Annotated in this window: 16 protein-coding genes; 6 read left to right on the top strand and 10 right to left on the bottom strand. The window is 35.1% G+C overall.

From position 1 onward, the window contains the following. Positions 1-408 precede the first annotated feature (408 nt). The 4 genes from thrS to rplT all read left to right on the top strand — a co-directional run bounded on the left by thrS (position 409) and on the right by rplT (position 3,684). Positions 409-2,352, top strand: coding sequence for a threonine--tRNA ligase (gene thrS, locus BXY82_RS13840; RefSeq protein ID WP_133758828.1), 1,944 nt, complete (start codon positions 409-411; stop codon positions 2,350-2,352). 93 nt (positions 2,353-2,445) lie between these two features. Continuing rightward, positions 2,446-2,937 carry a translation initiation factor IF-3 gene (gene infC / locus BXY82_RS13835; RefSeq protein WP_243835852.1) on the top strand — a complete coding sequence of 164 codons (492 nt, stop codon included), beginning with the start codon at positions 2,446-2,448 and terminating at the stop codon, positions 2,935-2,937. Positions 2,938-3,001: 64 nt separating this feature from the next. Continuing rightward, on the top strand, positions 3,002-3,199 hold the full coding sequence (gene rpmI, locus BXY82_RS13830) for a 50S ribosomal protein L35 (RefSeq protein ID WP_133758826.1): 198 nt from the start codon (positions 3,002-3,004) through the stop codon (positions 3,197-3,199). Between the two features lie 137 nt (positions 3,200-3,336). Continuing rightward, complete coding sequence (rplT, locus tag BXY82_RS13825; RefSeq protein ID WP_133758825.1) at positions 3,337-3,684, top strand: 50S ribosomal protein L20; 348 nt, start codon at positions 3,337-3,339, stop codon at positions 3,682-3,684. A 332-nt stretch (positions 3,685-4,016) separates the two neighbouring features. Here the strand turns inward: rplT and BXY82_RS13820 are convergent, their stop codons facing one another. Beyond that, positions 4,017-5,138 (bottom strand): ATP-grasp domain-containing protein, encoded by a 1,122-nt coding sequence (locus BXY82_RS13820; RefSeq protein WP_133758824.1) that lies wholly within the window; start codon positions 5,136-5,138, stop codon positions 4,017-4,019. Between the two features lie 255 nt (positions 5,139-5,393). Between BXY82_RS13820 and BXY82_RS13815 the strand changes: the two genes are divergently transcribed. Next, positions 5,394-6,500: a hypothetical protein gene (locus tag BXY82_RS13815; RefSeq protein WP_133758823.1), complete on the top strand. Its 1,107-nt coding sequence runs from the start codon at positions 5,394-5,396 to the stop codon at positions 6,498-6,500. Positions 6,501-6,668: 168 nt separating this feature from the next. Then, on the top strand, positions 6,669-7,481 hold the full coding sequence (locus tag BXY82_RS13810) for a phosphatase PAP2 family protein (RefSeq protein ID WP_133758822.1): 813 nt from the start codon (positions 6,669-6,671) through the stop codon (positions 7,479-7,481). A gap of 10 nt (positions 7,482-7,491) precedes the next feature. On the opposite strand, the gene BXY82_RS13805 is transcribed toward BXY82_RS13810, so the two are convergent. The 9 genes from BXY82_RS13805 to BXY82_RS13765 all read right to left on the bottom strand — a co-directional run bounded on the left by BXY82_RS13805 (position 7,492) and on the right by BXY82_RS13765 (position 16,044). Beyond that, on the bottom strand, positions 7,492-8,448 hold the full coding sequence (locus BXY82_RS13805; RefSeq protein ID WP_243835850.1) for an adenylate/guanylate cyclase domain-containing protein: 957 nt from the start codon (positions 8,446-8,448) through the stop codon (positions 7,492-7,494). A gap of 138 nt (positions 8,449-8,586) precedes the next feature. Next, positions 8,587-8,856, bottom strand: coding sequence for an EF-hand domain-containing protein (locus tag BXY82_RS13800; RefSeq protein ID WP_133758820.1), 270 nt, complete (start codon positions 8,854-8,856; stop codon positions 8,587-8,589). A gap of 296 nt (positions 8,857-9,152) precedes the next feature. Beyond that, the gene (locus BXY82_RS13795) at positions 9,153-9,650 is read right to left on the bottom strand and encodes a hypothetical protein (RefSeq protein ID WP_243835848.1); all 498 of its coding nucleotides are present in this window, start codon (positions 9,648-9,650) and stop codon (positions 9,153-9,155) included. Between the two features lie 12 nt (positions 9,651-9,662). After that, positions 9,663-10,892 (bottom strand): asparagine synthetase B, encoded by a 1,230-nt coding sequence (locus BXY82_RS13790; protein WP_208293706.1) that lies wholly within the window; start codon positions 10,890-10,892, stop codon positions 9,663-9,665. Positions 10,893-11,074: 182 nt separating this feature from the next. After that, entirely contained in the window at positions 11,075-11,677 is a 603-nt protein-coding gene (locus BXY82_RS13785; RefSeq protein ID WP_133758818.1) for a MarR family winged helix-turn-helix transcriptional regulator, read from the bottom strand. Positions 11,678-11,935: 258 nt separating this feature from the next. After that, positions 11,936-12,169 (bottom strand): thioredoxin family protein, encoded by a 234-nt coding sequence (locus BXY82_RS13780; RefSeq protein ID WP_133758817.1) that lies wholly within the window; start codon positions 12,167-12,169, stop codon positions 11,936-11,938. A gap of 102 nt (positions 12,170-12,271) precedes the next feature. Further along, positions 12,272-13,306 carry an AI-2E family transporter gene (locus BXY82_RS13775; RefSeq protein ID WP_133758816.1) on the bottom strand — a complete coding sequence of 345 codons (1,035 nt, stop codon included), beginning with the start codon at positions 13,304-13,306 and terminating at the stop codon, positions 12,272-12,274. Between the two features lie 69 nt (positions 13,307-13,375). After that, entirely contained in the window at positions 13,376-14,923 is a 1,548-nt protein-coding gene (dnaB, locus tag BXY82_RS13770) for a replicative DNA helicase (RefSeq protein ID WP_133758815.1), read from the bottom strand. A 170-nt stretch (positions 14,924-15,093) separates the two neighbouring features. After that, positions 15,094-16,044: an acetyl-CoA carboxylase carboxyltransferase subunit alpha gene (locus BXY82_RS13765; RefSeq protein WP_133758814.1), complete on the bottom strand. Its 951-nt coding sequence runs from the start codon at positions 16,042-16,044 to the stop codon at positions 15,094-15,096. Between the last annotated feature and the right edge of the window lie 55 nt (positions 16,045-16,099).

Here is a 16,099-nt window from a genome sequence, read left to right as displayed (position 1 = left end):
TGAACTCTTTTGCAGACGCCCCCGCGGCTGCAAAAAGTGAGGGGCGAGAGCGCGGTGGGCTGCCCCAAAGGGCAGACCGAACGCCCAAAAAAGAAAACTATATACATGAACATGAGGATTTTTAAATCTTGGTGGAATTTGATTACATCCCGTACTATGAGGTTATCACTATGGGGTACCTATATATAAGGACTAAATCCTGTTGGTAATTCAGACATATATATAGGAAGAATAATAGTGGTGTCAAGTTTAACTCTTGTACGGTTTGATGTCCATCCTTTATAAAATGCCATTTGATAATTGTGCACTAAACATAAGAATTAGCGAGACATCTATATTATACCTATATATATATTGTATGAAAGTATATAACACCTTATCTTTGTCAACCTAATTTGTAAAACACCTATGATTAACATAACGCTGCCAGACGGAAGTGTAAAACCGTTTGAGAACAATGCAACGCCAATGGACGTTGCCAAAAGTATAAGTGAGGGATTTGCCAGAAACGTGATTTCTGCTAATTTTAACGGTACAACGGTGGAAACCCATACTCCATTGACCACTGATGGAGCTTTAGTGTTATACACTTGGAACGACAAAGATGGAAAGAAGGCATTTTGGCATTCTTCTGCCCATGTTTTGGCACAGGCACTTGAAGAATTATATCCAGGTGTTAAATTATCTATTGGCCCAGCTATTGAAAATGGATTTTACTATGATGTCGATTTAGGTGATCAAACCATTTCTGATAAGGATTTTAAGGCGATTGAAAACAAGATGTTAGAGATTGCTAGAGGCAAACATGACTTTAACTTACGATCTGTTTCAAAAGATGAGGCACTATCCTTATATAAGTCTCAAGATAACGAGTACAAGGTTGAACTGATTGAAAATTTAGAGGATGGAACCATTACATTTTGTGACCATTCTAGCTTTACGGATTTATGTAGAGGTGGACACATTCCGAATACGGGCATTATCAAAGCCGTTAAAATCATGTCTGTTGCAGGTGCGTATTGGAGAGGCGATGAGAAAAATAAGCAACTGACTCGTGTGTACGGCATTTCATTCCCTAAGCAAAAAGAGTTGACAGAATACCTCAATTTATTAGAAGAAGCTAAAAAACGTGATCACCGTAAACTTGGAAAGGAACTTGAGTTGTTCACGTTTTCATCAAAAGTTGGTCAAGGACTGCCATTATGGCTTCCTAAAGGTGCAGCCTTACGCGAACGCCTAGAAAACTTCTTGAAGAAGGCACAAAAGAAAGCTGGTTATGAAATGGTAGTGACGCCGCATATCGGTCAGAAGGAATTGTATATGACATCTGGTCATTATGAAAAATATGGCGCTGATAGCTTTCAACCGATACTCACTCCATCGGAAGGTGAAGAGTTTTTATTGAAGCCTATGAACTGCCCACACCACTGTGAGATTTATAATGCAAAACCATTCTCATATAAAGAACTTCCTAAACGTTATGCTGAGTTTGGAACTGTATACCGTTATGAGCAAAGTGGGGAGCTTCACGGTTTGACCCGTGTAAGGGGATTTACACAAGATGATGCTCATATTTTTTGCACACCTGATCAATTGGATACCGAATTTAAAAATGTAATTGATTTGGTATTATATGTTTTCGGGTCTTTAGGATTTGAAAATTTTACTGCACAAGTATCTTTAAGAGACCCGAACACCCCAGATAAATATATAGGTAGTGATGAAAATTGGGAAAAAGCTGAAGCTGCTATTTTAAATGCGGCTATAGATAAGGGCTTAAATTATGTTGTAGAAACTGGTGAAGCTGCTTTTTATGGTCCGAAATTGGATTTTATGGTAAAGGATGCTTTGGGCAGAAACTGGCAATTAGGAACCATTCAGGTAGATTACAACTTACCAGAACGATTTGATTTGACCTATAAAGGCAGTGATAATGAATTGCACAGACCTGTGATGATTCACCGTGCACCTTTTGGAAGTATGGAGCGTTTTGTAGCCATTTTATTAGAACATACTGGTGGTAATTTTCCACTTTGGTTGATGCCAACCCAAGCTATCATCCTATCAATTAGTGAGAAATATGAAAAATACGCCGAAAAAGTTTTAAATTTGCTAGAAAATGACGAAATTCGCGCCCTCGCTGATCATAGAAATGAGACCATTGGCAAGAAAATCCGTGAAGCGGAAATGGCTAAAATCCCATATATGATTATTGTAGGCGAGAACGAAGAAAACGAAAATATGATTACAGTGCGTCAACATGGCGGAGAAGACTTAGGCATGATTAGTGTAGAGGAGTTCTCCCAAATTGTCGACACCGAAGTCAAAAAGACATTAAAAACCTTTAAATAGGCAAATTAAGTTTAACTAAAAAATATATAAGCCATAGCAATTCGTAGAAACAGAGGTAGCTTCAAAAGAACTGAAAAGGAGGAGCAACATAAAATTAACAGAAACATTCGATCCGAGAACGTAAGACTTGTAGGAGATAATGTTGAGACTGGTATATACACCACTAGGCAAGCTTTAGCAATGGCTGAAGAGCAGGGTGTAGATCTGGTTGAGATATCACCAAAAGCTGATCCGCCTGTATGTAAGGTAATGGATTATAAGAAGTTTCTCTATGAGCAAAAGAAACGCGATAAGGCCCTTAAGTCTAAAGCGACCAAAGTTGTTGTTAAGGAAATACGTTTTGGTCCTCAAACAGACGATCACGATTACGAATTCAAGAAGAAACATGCTGAAAAGTTTCTTAAGGAGGGCGCAAAGCTAAAAGCATTTGTGTTTTTTAAAGGACGTTCTATTGTTTTTAAAGAGCAAGGTCAAATTTTACTACTAAAATTGGCTCAAGATCTTGAAGAGTTTGGTAAGGTTGAGCAAATGCCAAGATTAGAAGGTAAGCGTATGACGATGTTTATTGCGCCAAAGAAGAAATAGTACATATAGGAAACTATATTGATTAAGATAGTAAGCGAAAAGTAATTTTAAAATTTAGGAGAAAATGCCGAAAATGAAAACAAAATCTAGTGCTAAGAAACGTTTTAAACTAACGGGCACTGGTAAGATTAAAAGAAAGCACGCTTTTAAGAGTCATATCTTGACTAAAAAATCAAAAAAGCGTAAACTCGCCCTGACACATGACACTTTAGTGCACAAAGCAGACGAGAATAATGTTAAAGTGATGTTACGTTTAAAGTAACCCATTTTAATAGGTTAAACTAAGATTATAAACCCTGGAGTTAGGCTGAAAAATTAGCGATTGTAGATTGATGATTTACGACGATAAAAAAACAAAGTGTCGGATACCGACCGCCTACTACAAAAAACAATTAAGAAATGCCAAGATCAGTAAATTCAGTAGCAAAAAGAGCCAGAAGAAAAAAGGTTCTTAAACAAGCAAAAGGATACTTTGGAAGACGTAAAAACGTTTGGACAGTAGCCAAAAACGCGGTTGATAAAGCGATGTTATATTCGTATAGAGACCGTAAAGTAAAGAAAAGAAATTTCCGTTCATTATGGATTATGCGTATTAATGCTGCAGCCAGATTACACGGAATGTCTTATTCAAAGTTTATGGGAGGTATCAAAGCCAATGACATTAGCTTGAATCGTAAAGTTCTTGCTGATTTAGCAATGAACAACCCAGAGGCATTTGAAGCCCTTGCAAAAAAGATTAAAAAATAAGGCGTTTCGCCAAAATAATAACCACATTTCGCTTATTAAATCCGGTTCTTCTTGAACCGGATTTTTTTTTATAATACTATAAGAGAGTTATTATTTTATTCTATTAATGACCTATAACAAATCAATACCATTGCACTAATTAAGATTAAGAAACTGAGTGCAGGTTTTACATAAACAAGCAGCATTCCAATCTATATATCGTCAATCACAATGTCTAGAAATAATTCTTAATAGTGAGGTATCTCCTCTACTAGATTCCTTGTTGTAAAGGAATACTTTTTATGACTTATTATACCGAATGTCATATATTAAGCTCAATACCCTTGTATTTTTTATCTCATTTTTATTTTGTTGAGAACGCTGTTTTTAATTAAAAGTGAATATTTAATAACAGTTGTGAAAGGGTCTAATAACAATAAGGTCATCGGTGTGTTTTTCGATATAAAATTAAAATCAAATAATAGTGATTTGTGTTTAGTTATACTCTTTGCTAACCCTTTTAGGTTTAAATAGTCTATATGTTTGTAGTCTGGAAGATCAAAACGTTGATTTAAACTCGCCAAGCAATAGAGGTATGGAAAGTTAACTCCAGCCATTAACGACGCATCAAGAGACCCCCAAAACCTAGGATTAATTTCTATGACTTTAAACATTTTATTTTCAGCATCATATTTTAAATCTATGTGGGCCACACCGGACCAGTGCAATGATTTCATGAGTTTTTCCACGGTTTTGTATAGGTCGTCCTCAAATACAAACTTGACACCAAGTAAAGGTCTGAATGGATTGGAATTGAGCATTGTTCCCTTTTGAATTGTAAATGCTAAAATTTTACCATTTTCACACAAAACACTGCAACCTATATCATATCCTTTAACATATTCTTGAACGATCTGGTCACTGATGATTTTTGTTTTTAACACATGAGATTGAAATGCTTCACTATTTTCAAAAAAGTAAACACCATCTCCGCCACCAGTTTCTAAGATTGGTTTCAATATTATCGGAAATGTGAATTGCTCTAAATTAAAGGTATGTTGAGGAGAATATAGGATAGTCCTAGGAGAAGGGATGTCATTCCCTAATAAATGTTTAGATAATAACCATTTGTTTTTTGCTATTTCAAAATTTTTAAATGAAGGCAACAAACAGACTTTATTCGTCTTGAGATAATTTCTATATTTTATTATGGTTTCAATTCCATTTTCAAAAATGGGCATGATCATATCAATTTGGTGCGTTTTTATTTCAATATTAATATTTGAAATCCAATCTAGTGCATGCTCTGATTTAATATAATATGAAAAGTGATGAATATGTCTTGAGTATCTCAAAGGTGTATATTTCTCATTTGACATAATAAAAATCTTAATGTCCTTAATTTGAGACAGGCTATTAATCACATATATTGATAAGTGACTTTCCGCATCAGGCACCAAAATAGATACGCTCATTAAATTCTATTTACCTATTTATAAGTGCAAGATATTACAAAAATTGATTTATTGGAATGTAATTTTATAATGCACTATACACTATCATTATAAATTATATAGTTTATATATAATTTAACAGTTTATCAGTTTATTGTGATGATTAACTGATTTTTAATCGTCTAAATTTTAAAATTTTTATATTTGAATTATTAGAAGATATATTGATTAATAGCAACAAAGTACCATTTTATAATCAATACTAAACTTTTAATCATGAAAATTAAACTGACCAAAATTTACACCATATTATTTGGTGTAAGTCTCCTTTTTGGAACTTTTTTAAGTTGCCAAACCGAGCCCTTAGACGCAGAGCAGGACCTTTCTTTGGATTCCAATGTATTAGCTAACAAATCAAAAGTTGCTACATTTAAGTGGCCCGCATGTGAGAATGAGTTATCATCTGAAGTAAACTTATACGCAGGACAAAATATATTGGTAGGGACTGTAATAGTTGAAGTTATCGGTGCAAATTACGAAATCACATATAAATTAACCAATAGTGGTTATTGTTTAGCAGCCACTCATCTATCGGTTGTAAATGACAAACTTGATTTCCCAATGAACAATGGTGGTAATCCTGTAATAGGTCATTTTGAATATAGCGAGAACCATGATTGTATTTCCAGTTACACTTATACAGTACCAACGTCAAAAGGAACATATATTGCAGCTCATGCAGTTGTGCATTGTGTTTCTGATGTCACTAGTGACGCATTTGCCATGGCATTACCAGATCAAGTAAATGTTTGTGTTGCTGCTAAAGGTGTTCCTAATAATTATTACGATATCAATATTGCTTCAGGAACTTCTTTATCTGGATCATATGGGGCATGGTGTCTTGACCAAGATGCCCGTTTAGATAATCTTGACTGTTTTACAGGAGATGTATATTCTTCTTATGAGGCTTTACCAGAGGATAAATTTGAAAATCCTGAAAATTTTGGAGCTGTAAATTGGCTTATGAATCAAGGATTTATAGGTCAGGATTCTCAAGGATTAGGAGATTATACATTTGGAGACATTCAAATAGCTATTTGGAAATTGGTTGACGATAGCGTTTGTGTAGATTGTGAATTTACTGGTCCTTTTAACAACGACAGAGTAGATATACTTGTGGCTATGGCACTTGAACATACAGATTTTATTCCTTCATGTGGTGATGATGTTATAATAATCCTCGTGCCAACGGATGACAAACAAAGTATATTTATTTCAATTCCTGCTCCTTGTGGCAATTGTGAGGAAACTGCTTTTGGTGCTGGGTGTGGATTTCCTGGAGCAAACTGGTTCACTTGGTTTCAATATGGTAATGTAGATTAGAAATATCATAGGCATTAGTAGATGATAAAATCCGATTCTTCTTGAATCGGATTTTTTTTTTGACCTACACCATTACTGCGGTACAACTGAGTTAATTTTTAATTGATAAACGACACCCTTCCACTCTCAGCTTTTCTATTTTCGTCTCATGAAACCTAATTTTTAATTATGAAGACGATTATATTTATCCTAACAGTATTTTTAACTGTAACGAGTACCGCGCAACAAAGTACCTCACCATACGAATGGAATTGGGTGAAAGACGGTATTTGGCTTGGTGCCGGATTGGGCGGTAGTGCTTACGGTTTAATGCTTATTCAAGACAAGGAGGATCTAACAATGGCCGAACTGAATGCGCTCAATAAGGAGGATATTAGTAGTATTAACAGATGGGCTGCTGGATATAGCTCCGAAAATGCAAGTAGCATCAGCGACATTCCTTTTGCTATTTCATTTGCTGCACCCTTGGCCTTACTTTTTAATGACAACATTAATGATCACACTGGGCAATATGTAGGTATGTACCTAGAAAGTTTATCAACTACAGCTGCTCTATTTTCTATAACTGCTGGTTTAGTCGATAAATCTAGACCATATGTGTATGATGAAAACTTAGATACCGATAGAAGATTACGTAATAATGGACAACGTTCCTTTTATTCTGGTCATGTCGCTGCTTCCGCTGCTGCAACTTTTTTTGCGGCAAAGGTTTACTCAGATTTTTATCCGGATGCGGAGGGTAAATTCTTTATATGGGCTGCCGCTACTGTTGTTCCAGCAACCGTGGGATATTATAGAATAAAAGCAGGGCAACACTTTTTGACGGATGTATTGCTTGGTTTTGGATTAGGTGCTGCAACAGGAATATTGGTTCCTGAACTTCACAAAACAAAAGATGCCTCGCTCAGGGTTTCACCCACCGCAGGCCGAAACTTTTTAGGTGATGACTATACAGGTCTAGCCATGTCTTATTCATTTTAATTCTACAAGACTACTTTCTATGGATGGCAAAAATCTTGAGTTCCTCTGTTTTACCATCCAACAATTCATCTCCAAGAGATACTGCTTGGTATTTAGAAGTAAGCTTTAATTTTTCCATTAGCTCTGCTGACACAAGCAATGATTCACCAAATTCATTGCATTTTCCCTGTATTCGGGATGTTGAATTAATTACATCTCCGTGATAGGCGAGTTCTTTTTTAACCGTCCCAACCTCGGCAATTATGATTTTTCCTGTATGTAATCCTGCCTTAAATTCTGGTTGAACACCATACTTTTTCATATAATATTTAGAATGACGTTTCAATTTACGATCAAAATCAAAAAACAATTTGATACAATTTAAGTGTCGGATGCCCTTTTTTGGTGTCCAACTAATCACCGCTTCATCCCCTACATATTGGTAGATTTCAGCATCATATTTATTAATAATCTTGTTAAGATAGAAGAAGCAATCCTGAATAAGCATACTGTATTTTAAATGTCCCAATTCTTCTGCATGTGAAGTAGAGGATTTCATATCCAAAAACATAAATATCTTCTCTACTTCTCTCGGATTTCTATAACGACCAATCAGCATCTTAAAAATAATTCCTTTACCAAACTTATCATTTGCCAGTCGTATAAAGGAAAAGAGTAAGGAGCAGATTATAAAATAAGCTGTAACCATCCAAAAGATCTTATTGGAGATCCACCAACCCGTATGGTTTGGAAAATCTACCCCTATATAATCCTCAGCCAAATAAGCTATGATCGTTAAAGAGAAAATTAAAAAAATAAGATAAATGAATGATTTAATAATTAGAATCAGACCTAAGTTTAAGGCCTTGGAAAGAAATTTGTCAAAAACATATTCTACAATGGTATATACAATGGCTACCATTACCCCTAAAACTACCCCAAATAATAAGTATTCTGATACGGGCAAAACTTTAGTTGTCTGTACCATGTCTACTTGCTCTTGCTCTCTCCCTAAATAACGTATTAGGATAAAAAAACAAAAAGCAAATGACCAGTAAACAACTGAGGCAAAGAATAATTTAAAAAACTGTTTAATGTAATATAACATGCAAATAGGACTTATTAATTAGAATTTAATTTGAGTAACTGCAGATTTAAATTCCTCCCAACTCACTAAAGTGTCACCATCTTTATCATAACCTTCAAGGAGTTTTGACGTCACTAAACCTCTAATTAATCCGCTAATTTCTGCTTTTTGTAGTAATACTGAAATCTCTTTTTTTGACAGCTTTCCATTTTTATCAGCATCAAAAAATGCAAATGCCTCTTCAGGGGTCTTAAAGCTATTCGCAATAAAAATCTGGATTTTACTTAAGATTTGTTCTTTGCTAGACATGATTTTATTTTATTTAAAATGTTATCAACGTACGCTCTTAATCATAATCAAAAATTGAAAAAGATGACAGGCAAAATTCCTTCAAAAATACTATTGCAAAGCATTCCTCATTAACTTATTACTTCAATATACTATCTCAATTACACCATTTGTTATGGGCTGCGCATTTTAATAATAGAAGTATTGTTTGATGGATTCACCTAAAAGAAGTTCAAAAATATGTGACATTCATCCGCAACTACCATCATTCTGACCCCTGAATTAAAATTTTGGAGTGCTCGGTTGAAGATGGACGTTTATTCTTTATCCAAATCCAAATAATACAATTTTGCAGCTTCTTGAATTTCATCATCCAGTTTGTCATCTAGTGCATATGAGAAAAGCACCCATTCCTCATTTGGTTTATAGAATTTGAAAATAAATCTAATTGGTTGCCGCTCATATTTTACCAAGTATGAATATAGTATAAAACTTTCAGCAAATTTTTTCTTGGTGATCAATTCATGCCCATAATATTGCCCCATATAATTATCTGTAAACCCATTAACAGTTCCAATAATTTTATCTATATCATCTTTTATTCTCTCGGTCCATCTGTTTGTGGCATATAAATCTTTGACTGCTTTTCCTGCGTCCTTTTCATAAGTAGCAAAAAAGGTGTCAATCAATTTTTGTGGACTTGATTGGGCAAATAAATTTATTGACGTTAAAATCATCAATACAGTAAGAGTTTCTCTCATATTTTTAAATGTATAATTGACTTCTTTTCCATTACTCAAAATGATTTTAAGCACGCCTAAAATCTATTAGGTTTTCTGTTTCTTTTTCTTAGCTGCGGGAAATAATACGTTATTTAAAATTAAACGATACCCTGGTGATGTTGGATGCAGTTCAAGTTCTGTTTTAGGGTCTCCCACTTTATGTGTATAATCTTCAGGATCATGACCCCCATAAAAAGTGAAGAATCCCTTTCCTTTTATGCCATGAATATATTTAGCTTCGCCATTAGTTTTATTCTCTCCCATCACCAATACATTTGATTTGATATGCTCTCGCGCAAATGCTGTGGTCTGGCCCATAAAACCTTTGACTAATGCGGTATGATTTTGACACAGCATGGTTGGAATAGGATCCCATTTGGCTGAAAAATCCATTAAAGTAAAATAATCGGTAGTTATTGGAATTTGTCGTTTTGAGGTCATATCTATGGAAGAAAACTCATAAATATTCGGATTACGTTCTAAAATAAAATCTTTAAATGCAAACGTCTTATTAAAATCTAGCTTACTTTGATAATTGGGTTCACTAGCATCGCCATCAAACATAGGCTCACAAATGTCTACACCTTCAGCTGCCAATGCAATGTCAAAACTATCCGTAGCGCTGCACATTGCAAACATAAATCCACCCCCAACTACATAATCGCGGATTTTTAAAGCTACAGCCAACTTTTCTTCTGAAACCTTATCATAGCCCAACTTCAACGCCAATGCTTCAGACTGTTTTTTATCTTCAATATACCATGCTGTGGATTTATAGGTTCTATAAAATTTTCCATATTGTCCGGTAAAATCTTCATGGTGTAAATGCAACCAATCGTATGTAACCAAAGCATCATGTAAAACTTCTTCATCATATATGGTTGTATAAGGAATCTCGGCATAAGTTAAAACCATTGTAACAGCATCGTCCCAAGGAGGATTTCCCTTGGGTGAATACACAGCAATTTTAGGCGCCTTCTCAAGGACAATTGATTCCATATTTTGTGAAGGACTACTGATTAATTCTAATATTTCTTCAGTTTTAGCATCCGAAATAACTTCAAAAGAGACCCCTCTAATTTGACACTCTCTTTTTATTTCTGGCACATCAGGTAACAGGAATGATCCTCCACGGTAATTGAGTAACCATTTAACCTTAAGTTGCTTTTCTAAAGTCCAATAAGTTACCCCATAAGCTTTTAAATGGTTTTTTTGACCTTCAGCATCCATTGGAATCAGCACATATGAACCAAACCCACTAAGTGTAAAGAACATAAAAACGACTGCTATCAAAATTTTATTCAAAAGGCTATATTTTTAACTAAATTGAACACAAAAAAAAGAGTACTTCCACCCTAATAAAGATGTGTTATGATTAGAATTAACATAGTGAAAGATACTCAAAATTTGAGTTTTGTTGAAGTGCTATTGAAAAATTATCTCTCCAGAATTGTTTTTTATGAAGATGCTTTAGTGAATTCTGGACAATCCAATCGGATATCATTGGTATATAAGGGCTTTTCTAATAAATTACAATAATGTCCGCCTTCATTTTTATCGTAAAATTTGCATGAATAACATAGTCTTTGAACAGATAATAAGCCAGTAGTATGTAATTTATATATTAGAGTGCTTAACAGATTATAAAAACTATCCAATTCCTCAATATTGGAAAGTTGACTTTTTATAGGATTTGCAAAATTTTCGGTTTGCGATACAATTTTCCTTCCGTCATCTGAAAGTTGAATACTATAGCGTCTTTTATCATGAGCTGAAAAATCCTTTACAATAAGCTTTTTACTGTCAAGAATTTTTACCGCATCACTAATGGTGGGTTTTGAGACATTGAACTCCAAAGCCAAATGGCTCACGTTGCAGAATTCATATTTATGATAGGCTATAAATATGAGGATCTGTATTTGGATAGGGCTCAAACCAACGCTTTTACCATGTTCCCAAAGCAGCACTTTAAACACTTCTGAAATGCGTTCCAATCCTACAACAATTTTACTCGCTACATCCATTTGTTGATGAGTTGTGTTAAATACACTATGATTCATGGGTATGTTTTAAATATGGTGGGTTGAAATCATTTTTAGTCTTAATCGACACTCATGGCATCCATTTATAAGTAATCACAACACAAGATACCATATTATAGATAAATTTTTACGTGCCGAAACCTATTTAGGCCGAAGAAAATAATCAAAAATAAACGTATAGAAGCGTCAAATTTTAGAGGCTAATAGAATACATTGCTCATAACTTATAATGTTAGGATTTCAAATGTCCTTTAAAATCCTAACATTATTATGGTTTTAACCTTTAACATCAGCCATTGATGCTCCGTAATTAATGTGTAGCACATGTCCATTGGGAGTAACCAAGGCCGGAACAGATTTGACGCCTGCGTGCTCCGCTTGAGCAATTTTCGATTTGTCTTGGCCTAGGTGAACTACATCAACGTTAGACGCACCTACTAAATTAATAATGTCGTGTTCTGCACTAAGGCATACTGGACATCCCGCGTGATAAAATACTGACTTTTCCATAATATATGTTTTAAATTTTGCACTATTGCCTTATAAATATAGTTAGGATTCCTAACTATTGCAAATAGGTTTAAGATTTTAACAGTATTTAATAGTGTAATTTTAACGGGTAATTTTAATTTCTTTCCCAGAAAGTAATCCCGCAATAATTTTTGTATTTGGAAATTGTTCTAAAATGATTTTCAAAAACACAGTAATTGGAATGGACATAATCATGCCCGGAATTCCCCATATAAACCCCCAAAACATCAACATCACTAATACAGCAATGATATTAATGGCAAAAGATTTACCCATAAAGATGGGCTCTAAAATAGCTCCAAAAATAATTTGAACCAGCGTAATGCTTAACATAAAGAAAAATAGTGTACTTGTAGGATCGAGTTCCACAAATGCAAATAATGACAAGCTAATAACAGCAATAAATGACCCTATCATTTGCACAAAATTTATAACAAATGCAAACAGACCCCAAAAAATGGGAAAACTAACATCAAAATAGACACATGCCAAACCTGTGAATATTCCAGTACCTAGACTCACTAAGAACTTAACTTTAATAAATTTAATTAAGTCGTTTTCAATTTTTAAAAAAGTTTTGACCGAGGTGTGCTTTTGTTTGAGAAGGGTCGCATTCAATAATTTCTGAACATTGATCGATTCTGCCAACCACAGTACAGTAAAAAAGGCGGTGGTAAGGGACATGCTCAAGAACTTACCAATAAACCCGACCGCTGAACCAATGTTCTTAGATTCGGCAATTTGAGCCATAATGTTCCCATTTTTACCTAATTCCACACCAAAATACGATTCGAAAGAGTTCTTAAGTTCACGTAATTTACCTTCAGCCTCCGCAAAAAAGGTGCTATCTGAAGCTAGTATTTGTTTGCTGGACAAGTGTATCAATTCTGCCGTAATTCCCAATCCCAACAGAATGAGAAGAATGACAATTACAATACTGATATATTTAGGCACGCCCCGTTTTCCCAACCAACGCATTAACGGAAGAAATAACAGCGCGATAAACATTGAAAATGCCAACGGAATAAAAATGAACGACAGGATTTTTAATAAATAAAAAACCAGTGGCACAACAATAATTAAGAGTAATAAATTGGTTGTACGTCTTTTCTCCATGAGGCAACAATTTTAATCCTTCCAAAGGTAATCTTATCCTACTAAAGATATTAACGCAAACAAAAGATTTTAGAACGGTACATCATTATCGTCATCGTCTTCCATTGGAGGAGGATCAAAAGCGTCTGAGGGCGATGGGAAATTGTTGGAATTAAAAGTATTATCATTGGCTGCAGCATTCATTTTTGAATGGAATTCACCAAACGGTGTGTCGAAATCGTCTAGGTTGTCAAATTTACCGAGATGCCCAATAAATTTTAACCTAATATTTTCCAATCCCCCATTTCTATGCTTGGCGATGATAAACTCAGCCTGTCCTTCAGTAGGGGAACGCTCTTCATCATCCCATTCGTCAATTTTATAATATTCAGGTCTATAAATAAACGATACAATATCAGCATCCTGCTCAATCGCTCCAGATTCACGTAAATCCGACAATAATGGTCTTTTACTACCCCCACGTGTTTCAACCGCACGTGACAATTGGGATAAAGCAATTACAGGCACGCTCAATTCTTTTGCCAAGGCTTTAAGGTTACGTGAAATTGTAGAAATTTCCTGCTCCCTGTTTCCTCCTTTTTGACTTCCGCCAGCGGTCATTAATTGCAAATAATCTATAATGATCATTTTAATGCCATATTGAGAAGCCAAACGACGCGCTTTGGCCCGTAAATCAAAAATAGAAAGCGATGGTGTATCATCAATAAAAAGTGGTGCTTTTTCTAATGCCTTTACTTTAACATTTAATTGTTCCCACTCATGCTTTTCTAGCTTCCCAGTACGCAATTTTTCAGAAGACAAGCCTGTTTCACTAGATATTAAACGCGTTATCAACTGAACAGAGGCCATCTCTAATGAGAAAAATGCTACAGGAATATTGCTTGTTACCGCAATATTTCTAGCCATAGATAAGGTTAAGGCAGTTTTACCCATACCAGGACGTGCTGCAACAATAATCAAATCACTTTCTTGCCAACCTGAGGTTAACTTATCCAACTTATCAAAACCTGATGGAATTCCGCTCAAGCCTTCCTTATTGGAAATATCTTCAATTTTCTTTTTAGCCTGTATTACCAAACTTTGAGCTGTTTCCGTCGATTTTTTAATGTTACCTTGGGTAACTTCATAAAGTTTGGCCTCAGCTTGATCCAAAAGGTCAAAAACATCCTTTGTTTCATCATAAGCTTCCTCAATAATTTCGTTAGAAATTTTGATGAGACTACGTTGGATATACTTTTGCAGAATAATGCGTGCATGAAACTCAATATGTGCCGAAGATGACACCCGCTGGGTTAACGAAATCAGATAAAAATCGCCACCCACCAAATCTAATTTTGCATCTTTCTTAAGCTGGCTGGAAACGGTTAATAAATCCACCGGTTCACTATTTTCAAACAATTTAAAGATGGCTTCGAAGATGTGTTTGTGAGCGTCTTTATAAAAAGCATCAGGACTTAAGATGTCAATGACTTCATCCACACCCTTTTTATCAATCATCATTGCTCCAAGCACAACTTCTTCTAAATCAATTGCTTGTGGTGGAATTTTTCCTTTTTCTAGACTTATAATGGTGCTCTTGTCTACTTTGTAGCCTTGTATCTGATTTGGTTGTTTCATGAATGCGAAAGTAAATAAATTGTTAAGAATGACGCCGAAATATTCCGTTTCAATCTTAACAAGTCATCAACAATGTAACTGTTAATAACTTGATTATATTGTTAATAAGGCCAAAAAAAACTGAAGTTAACAACTCCAGTTCTAATTCTTGCCAATACATTGGGCAGTGTTTATTTATAAACACCCATATCAGCGTATTTATCCATACGTTTTTTAACTAATTCTTTTGGTGATAAGTTTTTAAGCTCGGCGTACGATTTTTCAATGGCTTTTTTAACCGATAAAAAGGCTTCTTCCCTATTGGTATGGGCACCACCTAAAGGTTCCTTTATAATATCATCTACCAGTTTCATTTTCTTCATATCAGGGGCTGTTAGCTTCAAGGCTTCTGCTGCCTGCTCCTTATATTCCCAACTACGCCATAAGATAGAGGAACAGGATTCTGGAGAGATTACTGAATACCATGTATTTTCCATCATCAACACACGATCACCAACACCAATACCCAATGCGCCACCTGATGCACCTTCACCTATAATCACACAAATAATTGGTACTTTTAGGCGTGTCATTTCCAGAATGTTTCTGGCAATAGCCTCACCCTGTCCACGTTCTTCTGCTTCTAGTCCAGGATAAGCCCCTGGAGTGTCAATTAAGGTTACTACAGGAATCTTAAATTTTTCAGCCGATTTCATCAAGCGTAGCGCTTTACGATAGCCTTCAGGGTTTGACATCCCGAAATTACGGTATTGTCTTGTTTTGGTGTTGTATCCTTTTTGCTGGCCTATAAACATATAAGACTGATTGCCAATCTTACCCAAACCACCTATCATGGCCTTATCATCTTTCACATTTCTATCGCCGTGTAATTCTAAAAACGAATCCCCACATAGGGCTTTGATATGGTCTAGTGTATATGGTCTATTAGGATGACGAGATAGTTGTACCCGTTGCCACGCGGTAAGATTCTTGTAAATATCTTTCTTGGTAGCAAGGAGTTTTTTCTCAATTTGCTCACAAGTTTGGGTTACATCAACATCACTTTCCTTTCCAATAACTTGGCACTTTGACAGTTGATCTTCAAGTTCTTTTATGGGAAGCTCAAATTCTAAATACTCCATAAAAATTTAAGATTTTATTATTAGTTAGCCTACAAACCTACGTATTTTTTCCGTT

The organism is Gelidibacter sediminis (assembly GCF_004364975.1).
GTDB classification, from domain to species: domain Bacteria; phylum Bacteroidota; class Bacteroidia; order Flavobacteriales; family Flavobacteriaceae; genus Gelidibacter; species Gelidibacter sediminis.
Note: the sequence above shows the minus strand (reverse complement) of the source record. Positions and strands in the feature narration are given on the sequence as shown.

Coding starts and splice junctions, on each gene's coding strand:
- thrS (WP_133758828.1), top strand. CDS start 409: ATGATTAACATAACGCTGCCAGACGGAAGTGTAAAACCGTTTGAGAAC.
- rpmI (WP_133758826.1), top strand. CDS start 3,002: ATGCCGAAAATGAAAACAAAATCTAGTGCTAAGAAACGTTTTAAACTA.
- rplT (WP_133758825.1), top strand. CDS start 3,337: ATGCCAAGATCAGTAAATTCAGTAGCAAAAAGAGCCAGAAGAAAAAAG.
- BXY82_RS13820 (WP_133758824.1), bottom strand. CDS start 5,138: ATGAGCGTATCTATTTTGGTGCCTGATGCGGAAAGTCACTTATCAATA.
- BXY82_RS13815 (WP_133758823.1), top strand. CDS start 5,394: ATGAAAATTAAACTGACCAAAATTTACACCATATTATTTGGTGTAAGT.
- BXY82_RS13810 (WP_133758822.1), top strand. CDS start 6,669: ATGAAGACGATTATATTTATCCTAACAGTATTTTTAACTGTAACGAGT.
- BXY82_RS13805 (WP_243835850.1), bottom strand. CDS start 8,448: ATGGTACAGACAACTAAAGTTTTGCCCGTATCAGAATACTTATTATTT.
- BXY82_RS13800 (WP_133758820.1), bottom strand. CDS start 8,856: ATGTCTAGCAAAGAACAAATCTTAAGTAAAATCCAGATTTTTATTGCG.
- BXY82_RS13790 (WP_208293706.1), bottom strand. CDS start 10,892: ATGTTCTTTACACTTAGTGGGTTTGGTTCATATGTGCTGATTCCAATG.
- BXY82_RS13785 (WP_133758818.1), bottom strand. CDS start 11,677: ATGAATCATAGTGTATTTAACACAACTCATCAACAAATGGATGTAGCG.
- BXY82_RS13780 (WP_133758817.1), bottom strand. CDS start 12,169: ATGGAAAAGTCAGTATTTTATCACGCGGGATGTCCAGTATGCCTTAGT.
- BXY82_RS13775 (WP_133758816.1), bottom strand. CDS start 13,306: ATGGAGAAAAGACGTACAACCAATTTATTACTCTTAATTATTGTTGTG.
- dnaB (WP_133758815.1), bottom strand. CDS start 14,923: ATGAAACAACCAAATCAGATACAAGGCTACAAAGTAGACAAGAGCACC.
- BXY82_RS13765 (WP_133758814.1), bottom strand. CDS start 16,044: ATGGAGTATTTAGAATTTGAGCTTCCCATAAAAGAACTTGAAGATCAA.